This is a genomic window from Bacteroidia bacterium (assembly GCA_026932145.1).
Lineage (GTDB): Bacteria > Bacteroidota > Bacteroidia > J057 > JAIXKT01 > JAIXKT01.
Genome location: JAIXKT010000009.1, coordinates 97880 through 105345 on the forward strand (window position 1 = coordinate 97880; position 7466 = coordinate 105345).

The window sequence follows — 7466 nt, forward strand, 5'->3', positions numbered from 1 at the left end:
ATGTATGAGCAAAAAACTTATCTGTAATTAACTATCTGATTTTCAACAATATTTTTTAGTGATTTTTCCTAAAAAACCTTTTGTTTATAACGCCTAATATTGGATATTCAACTTGTTTATATTTGTAATATGAAAAAAGCCGTTTTTTTAATTGACGCAGTCAGAACTCCTATTGGCAGCTATGGAGGTTCCTTAAAAGACATTCCGGTATCAACATTGGCCACTATTCCTGCAAAGGCTCTAATTACCCGAAATAATTTGGATTCAAAATCCATACAAGTCGTTGTTATGGGCAATGTTTGTTCGGCGGGAGACGTTCATAATCCGGCCAGAAATGTTGCTTTTAACTGTGGTTTAGATGATGACGTAAGTACCTATACCGTAAACCGGCTTTGCGGATCTGGGCTACAAGCTGTTATTCATGCACTTATGGAAATTGAAACTGATAATGCTCAAATGACTATGGCTGTGGGAGCAGAAAACATGAGCCGTTATCCACAATTATTGCTCAATCGCTGGGGTACTAAGTATGGCAGTATTACCTTAATAGACGGTACTTCTGAAATTTTGAGTGATCCGATGGATAAATACCCGGCAGGTTTACTGGGAGAAAACTGCGCCCGCGAATACGGAATTAGCCGTGAAAGTTGCGACCAATTTGCATGGGAAAGTCAGCAAAAATACCTCAACGCCCATACTCAAAATACTTTTGCAAACCAGATGATTCCTGTTGAAGTAGGGGGAAAAATTGGTACTTTTTCGCAAGATGAACATCCCCGCCAAACTACCTTAGAAAAAATGGCAACCTTATCTCCTGTGTTCAGTAAAAATGGCGTTATCACAGCCGGCAATGCAAGTGGTATCAATGACGGCGCAGCCGCAGCTTTGTTTGCCGATGAAGAAACCATTAAATCAAATCATTTAAAACCAATAGCCCGCATTGTAGGATATGCCGCCGCCGGAATAGATCATAATCTGATGGGATACGCCCCTACCCTCGCAACACAAAAACTACTAAAAAAAACTGGACTGAAAATAAATGACTTAGACTTAATTGAAATTAATGAGGCTTTTGCAGCACAGGTATTAGCTGTGGAAAAAGGACTTGAATGGGACAGAAATAAGGTAAATGTAAACGGCGGCGCCATAGCCTTAGGACATCCTTTGGGAATGTCTGGAGTACGTATTTTAACTATGCTTGCTCATGAACTCGCTGCCCGAAAAGCTAAATACGGCTTAGCAACTATCTGCATCGGAGGCGGAATGGGGCTTTCTATTATCATTGAAAACCTACACTAACAAAAGTTGTTCGTACCTAAAAATCACTTAGCGGCATTAACCGCCAAATGTTAATATCAAAAATTTTTTGGGGCATTGGACTTGGGGGCATTTCGACTTCGCTCAATGCCCCCAGTCCGAAATGCCCCAAAGTCGAAATGCCCCAAAAGTAACAACAATAACTTTCTTATACCAGCATTAAATCGCCGGCCATAATTGCCTCAATTTCATCAACTTCTCGAGGAATATCTGCCATTAAATCTGTATTTGTAGCTCCTTGTATCCAAATATTATTCTCGATTCGTATTCCAATACCTTCTTCCGGGATGTATATTCCGGGTTCACAAGTAAATACCATACCGGGTTCAAAAGGAGTATAACGGCTACCAACATCATGAGTGTCTAATCCTAAATAATGTGAGCAACCATGCATGAAATATTTTTTGTATGGCGGAATTGGGCTTGGCGTAGATAAATCTTGTAATGTCAATAAACCAAGTTTTAGCAATTCTTCTGTAACAATACTACCTAATTCAGTGTGGTAAGTATCCAACGTTTTTCCCTGAACTAATTGATTTGTAGTATGTTTCATAATTCGTAAAACGCTATTATAAACATCTTTCTGCCGTGCAGAAAATTTTCCTGAAACGGGTATTGTTCGGGTTAAATCTGATGAATAATTAGCATATTCTGCTCCAAAATCCATCAGTATAAGTTCTCCTTCTTGGCACTGCTGGTTATTTTGAACATAGTGTAAGACGCAGGCATTTTTTCCGGCAGCGATAATAGATCCATAAGCAGGGCCGGTAGCTCTATTTCGGATAAATTCGTGCAATATTTCTGCTTCTATTTCATGCTCCCACACGCCTGGGCGCACAAAACGTAAGGTGCGTAAAAAAGCCTTCCGGGTAATCCCGCAGGCAGTTTTAATCAGTTCAATTTCTTCTGATGATTTAATTGCACGAAGTTTTTCTAATATCGGTGCAGCTCGGTGCAGAGAATGAGCTGGAAATTGCTTTTTAAGGCGTTTTGCCAACCGATGCGCTGCCGTTTCTGTGAAAATACGATTGCGCTCATGCTCATTAAAATCTAAATAAATTCCTTGAGAATGATTAATGAGTGATAAAAATAAGTTTTCAAACTCCTCAATATAAAACACTTTTGAAATTCCGGAAGCGGCTGCCGCCTCTTCAAGAGAATATTTCCAGCCTTCCCAAATCTGAATATGTTCATTTGTTTTGCGCACAAGTAAAATCTCCCGAAAATCAGGCTTAGGAGCATCTGGAAACAGCATCAAAACAACTTCTTCTTGATCTATTCCTGACAAATAATACATATTGCTATTTTGCCGAAATGGGTAATGGCTATCTGCATTATCCATAATCAAATCGTTTGAGAAGAAAACAGCCATAGTTCCGGGCAGCATCGCCCGCATAAATCTTTCTCTATTAGAAATAAACAAATCAGCAGCCGGTGGATTATATTTCATATACTTATTTAATAACTTTCTTTTCTGCAAAAACAGTTTAGTAGATTCAAAAGTACATTAATTTGTAATTCCAAGTTTGATATTGGTTAATATCTGTATATTATATTTTTATTTTTCTCATAATCAATTAGATACGGTTTCCTAACTGCGCTACAACGTCTCGTTTCCATGCTGCGAAGGTTCCTTCTAAGATATGTTTTCGGGCATCAGAAGCTAACTGTAGGTAAAAATGTAAATTATGGATAGAAGCCAACGTTAGTGCTAACAACTCCCCCGCTACAAATAAATGCCTTAAATAGGCACGTGAATAATCTAAATCTGTGGAACAAGTACTATTTGGGTCAATCGGGGAAAAATCGTATTTAAACTTATTATTTTTAATATTTAACACACCTTCGTAGGAATATAAAATTCCATGTCTGGCATTACGGGATGGCAAAACGCAGTCCATCATATCTATTCCTCTCGCGATTGACTCAACTATATTTTGGGGAGTTCCAACCCCCATAAGGTATCGGGGCTTAGTAGTGGGTAATATTTCACACACTATTTCCGTAATATCGTACATCATTTCAGCCGGTTCACCAACGGAAAGCCCGCCTATAGCGTTCCCATACGCATTAAGTTCGGTAATAAAAGAAGCTGACTCTCGCCTTAACTCAGGAAAAGTACTTCCTTGTACTATTGGGAACAAAGCCTGTGTATGTGAATATGCCGGAGATATTTTATTGATATGCGAAAAAGCTCTTTTTGCCCAATTATGAGTCAAGGCTAATGACTTTTTAGCATAGGAAAACTCACAAGGATATGGTGTACATTCATCTAAAACCATTTGGATATCAGAGCCAATAATCCGTTGGGCTTCAATAACAGATTCTGGTGTAAACCAATGCTTGCTACCATCTATATGAGAAGAAAATTGAACGCCTTCTTGAGTAATTTTCCTCCGGGAAGCTATGCTAAATATTTGATAACCACCACTATCTGTTAGAATAGGTTTATTCCAGTTCATAAACCTATGAAGACCTTTTGCTTGGGAAAGTACCTCCATACTTGGTCTAAGAAAGAGGTGGTATGTATTAGCCAATATAATTTGGGCTTGGATATAATGATGCAATTGCTCTTGGGTAATGCCCTTTACTGATGCAACCGTTCCTACGGGCATAAATATTGGGGTCTCAATTATTCCATGATCTGTATAGATTTTCCCTGCTCTTGCATTCGTATCTGGGCAGACTGCCTCTATTTCAAACTGAAACATATTTAGTTTCCATGTTTTTCAAACCAAAAAAGCCCTTATGTAGGGCTTTTTTAAAAATAGGTTGGGCGGTGGTCTACTCTTCCGGGTTTTATCCCAGTACCATCGATGCTGAAGGGTTTAACTGCTCTGTTCGGAATGGGAAGAGGTGAGAACCTTCGCTTGAACCGCCCTTAGGTCTTTCGCTTAGAATGAAAGGGGGTTTATTTATATTTAGAAATATTTGAGTAATTAGTACTGCTCGACTTTGATGTTACCACCTTTACATCTGCAGCCTATCAACGTAGTAGTCTTCTACAACTCTCAATGGATGACTCATCTTGTGGCTGATTTCGTGCTTAGATGCTTTCAGCGCTTATTCATTCCGTACTTAGATACCCAGCCGTGCAGTTAGGCACTACAACTGGTACACCAGCGGTACGTCCAACCCGGTCCTCTCGTACTAAGGTCAGACCCACGCAATCATCCTGCGCCCACTACAGATAGAGACCGAACTGTCTCACGACGTTCTGAACCCAGCTCGCGTGCCACTTTAATCGGCGAACAGCCGAACCCTTGGGACCTTCTCCAGCCCCAGGATGTGACGAGCCGACATCGAGGTGCCAAACCACTCCGTCGATATGAACTCTTGGGAGTGATCAGCCTGTTATCCCCGGCGTACCTTTTATCCTTTGAGCGATGGCCCTTCCACGCGGAACCACCGGATCACTATGTCCTACTTTCGTACCTGATCGGCTCGTTTGCCTCACAGTCAAGCCCCCTTATGCCATTGCACTCTACGCACGGTTGCCAAGCGTGCTGAGGAAACCTTGGAAAGCCTCCGATACTCTTTTGGAGGCGACCACCCCAGTCAAACTACCCATCAGGCACCGTCCCCATCATAAACAGGTTAGACAACAACCATAAAAAGGGTGGTATTTCAACATCGGCTCCTTGACATCTAGCGACACCAAATCTCAGCCTCCCACCTATCCTACACATCCTATAACCATTGTCTATGCCAAACTGTAGTGAAGGTGCACGGGGTCTTTTCGTCCCGTAGCGGGTAACCGGCATCTTCACCGGTACTACAATTTCACCGAGATCACGGCCGAGACAGCGCCCAGATCGTTACACCATTCGTGCAGGTCGGAACTTACCCGACAAGGAATTTCGCTACCTTAGGACCGTTATAGTTACGGCCGCCGTTTACCGGGGCTTCAATTCAATGCTTCTCTTGCGATAACATCCCCTCTTAACCTTCCGGCACCGGGCAGGTGTCAGACCCTATACCGCGACTTTCGTCTTCGCAGAGTCCTGTGTTTTTGGTAAACAGTCGCCTGGGCCTCTTCGCTGCGACCACATCACTGTGGTGCCCCTTTTCCCTAAGTTACAAGGCCATTTTGCCGAGTTCCTTAGCCGTGAATCTCTCGAGCGCCTTAGAATACTCTTCCCAACTACCTGTGTCGGTTTACGGTACGGATATGATATCAATTAACCGTAGAGGCTTTTCTAGGCACATGGCTTCGTATGATTATCACCGCCACATCACTGCTTTAGTGTACTGTCTGGTATCGGACAATCAAGCGCATTTAACTACTTAACTGATAACTCCTACCCCCATTCAACGTACATCCGTCTGTACGCACATAGTACGCCTTTGCGTCACCCCTTCCGTCAATATCATAGTACGGGAATATTAACCCGTCATTCATCAGTATCCCCTCTACGGAGGCCCCTTAGAACCCGACTAACCCTGATCCGATTGACGTTGTTCAGGAAACCTTAGTCTTACGGCGTGCAGGGTTCCCACCTGCATTATCGTTACTTATGCCTACATTTGCTCTTCTAATAAATCCAATTACCCTCACGAATAACCTTCTCCCCTATTAGAATGCTCTCCTACCTGTGTATCTACATACACACCACCGCTTCGGTAGCTATTTTAATGCCCGATTATCATCCATGCCTAAAAACTCGACCAGTGAGCTGTTACGCACTCTTTAAATGATTAGCTGCTTCCAAGCTAACATCCTGGCTGTCAAAGTCTTTAAACTACGTTTGTTCAACTTAAATAACATTCCGAGACCTTAGCGGATGGTCTGGGTTCTTTCCCTCTCGGACAACGACCTTAGCACCATCGCCCTCACTCCCATAACAACAGTATAACTATTCGGAGTTTGTCAGAATTTGGCAGGATTTGACTCCCCCGCATCCTATCAGTAGCTCTACCCGTTATACTTAACTTATGAGGCTGTTCCTAAAAACATTTCGAAGAGTACGAGCTATCTCCTAGTTTGATTAGCCTTTCACCCCTACCCACTCCTCATCCGAAAACTTTTCAACGTTTACCGGTTCGGACCTCCATACGGCTTTACCCGCACTTCATCCTGGAAATGGGTAGATCACAAAGTTTCGCGTCTGCCCCTGCTGACTAAAATCGCCCTATTCAGACTCGCTTTCGCTTCGGCTACAAATCTAAAACCCTTAACCTCGCCAGCAAGGCGCAACTCGTAGGCTCATTATGCAAAAGGCACGCAGTCACCTAAAAAAAAAGGCTCCCACTGCTTGTAAGTATTCGGTTTCAGGTACTCTTTCAATGCCTTGTTCAGGCTACTTTTCACCTTTCCCTCACGGTACTCTACACTATCGGTCGCACTTACGTATTTAGCCTTACCGGATGGTGCCGGCAAATTCATTAACGGAGTCTCCAACCGCTAACTACTCAGGATACATACTAACCTACTTCATATCATAGTACAGGGCTTTCACCTCCTATGGCCTACATTCCCATATAGTTCCTATTACATAAAATAAACCACAACGTATGTCCTATAACCCCGCATTAGCCTTAACTAATACGGTTTGGGCTACTCCAATTTCGCTCGCCACTACTCCCGGAATCACTATTGTTCTCTTCTCCTATGGGTACTTAGATGTTTCAGTTCCCCACGTTCGCCTCCTTACGGATTACTGTGCTGCACACAGTAGGGTTGCCCCATTCGGACACCTACGGATCTACGCTCGTTTGCAGCTACCCGCAGCTTTTCGCAGCTTACCACGTCCTTCATCGCCAAAATGCGCCTAGGCATCCCCCGAATACCCTTAACTCTTTCTTAATATATCTTAAACCCCCTTATATTCTAAGAACTATTCCTTAATATATCATCACTAAAAATACACTCCATAATGACAATACAAAAACGTGGAGAATATCGGAGTCGAACCGATTACCTCCTGCTTGCAAGGCAGGCGCTCTAGCCTAATGAGCTAATTCCCCCAACCCTAAAAAGGGTGGGCCTGCGTGGACTCGAACCACGGACCTCAACATTATCAGTGTTGCGCTCTAACCACCTGAGCTACAAGCCCGCTTACGAGTCTATTAATGTGTAAAATGGTATATCCCAAGAAAGGAGGTGATCCAGCCACACCTTCCGGTACGGCTACCTTGTTACGACTTAG

The 7466-nt window shown here is 42.9% G+C and carries 3 protein-coding genes, 2 tRNA genes and 3 rRNA genes; 1 reads left to right on the plus strand and 7 read right to left on the minus strand.

The window, feature by feature from the left end; all coding sequences use genetic code 11:
• Window positions 1–129: 129 nt before the first annotated feature.
• Window positions 130–1299: a thiolase family protein gene (locus LC115_04000; GenBank protein ID MCZ2355848.1), complete on the plus strand. Its 1170-nt coding sequence runs from the start codon at window positions 130–132 to the stop codon at window positions 1297–1299.
• Between the two features lie 166 nt (window positions 1300–1465).
• Here LC115_04000 and LC115_04005 read toward each other — a convergent pair whose 3' ends face one another.
• From LC115_04005 to LC115_04035, 7 genes are all read right to left on the minus strand, one after another.
• The gene (locus LC115_04005; GenBank protein MCZ2355849.1) at window positions 1466–2767 is read right to left on the minus strand and encodes an aminopeptidase P N-terminal domain-containing protein; all 1302 of its coding nucleotides are present in this window, start codon (window positions 2765–2767) and stop codon (window positions 1466–1468) included.
• A gap of 127 nt (window positions 2768–2894) precedes the next feature.
• Window positions 2895–4028: a tRNA guanosine(34) transglycosylase Tgt gene (gene tgt / locus LC115_04010; GenBank protein ID MCZ2355850.1), complete on the minus strand. Its 1134-nt coding sequence runs from the start codon at window positions 4026–4028 to the stop codon at window positions 2895–2897.
• A 60-nt stretch (window positions 4029–4088) separates the two neighbouring features.
• Window positions 4089–4200: ribosomal RNA gene (rrf, locus tag LC115_04015) — 5S ribosomal RNA — on the minus strand.
• Window positions 4201–4235: 35 nt separating this feature from the next.
• Window positions 4236–7124 (minus strand): 23S ribosomal RNA (locus LC115_04020).
• 86 nt (window positions 7125–7210) lie between these two features.
• A tRNA-Ala gene (locus tag LC115_04025) sits at window positions 7211–7284 on the minus strand.
• Between the two features lie 15 nt (window positions 7285–7299).
• Window positions 7300–7373 (minus strand) — tRNA-Ile (locus LC115_04030).
• Window positions 7374–7413: 40 nt separating this feature from the next.
• Window positions 7414–7466, minus strand: a 16S ribosomal RNA gene (locus LC115_04035); the annotation flags it as partial.

Coding starts and splice junctions, on each gene's coding strand:
- tgt (MCZ2355850.1), bottom strand. CDS start 4,028: ATGTTTCAGTTTGAAATAGAGGCAGTCTGCCCAGATACGAATGCAAGA.
- LC115_04000 (MCZ2355848.1), top strand. CDS start 130: ATGAAAAAAGCCGTTTTTTTAATTGACGCAGTCAGAACTCCTATTGGC.
- LC115_04005 (MCZ2355849.1), bottom strand. CDS start 2,767: ATGAAATATAATCCACCGGCTGCTGATTTGTTTATTTCTAATAGAGAA.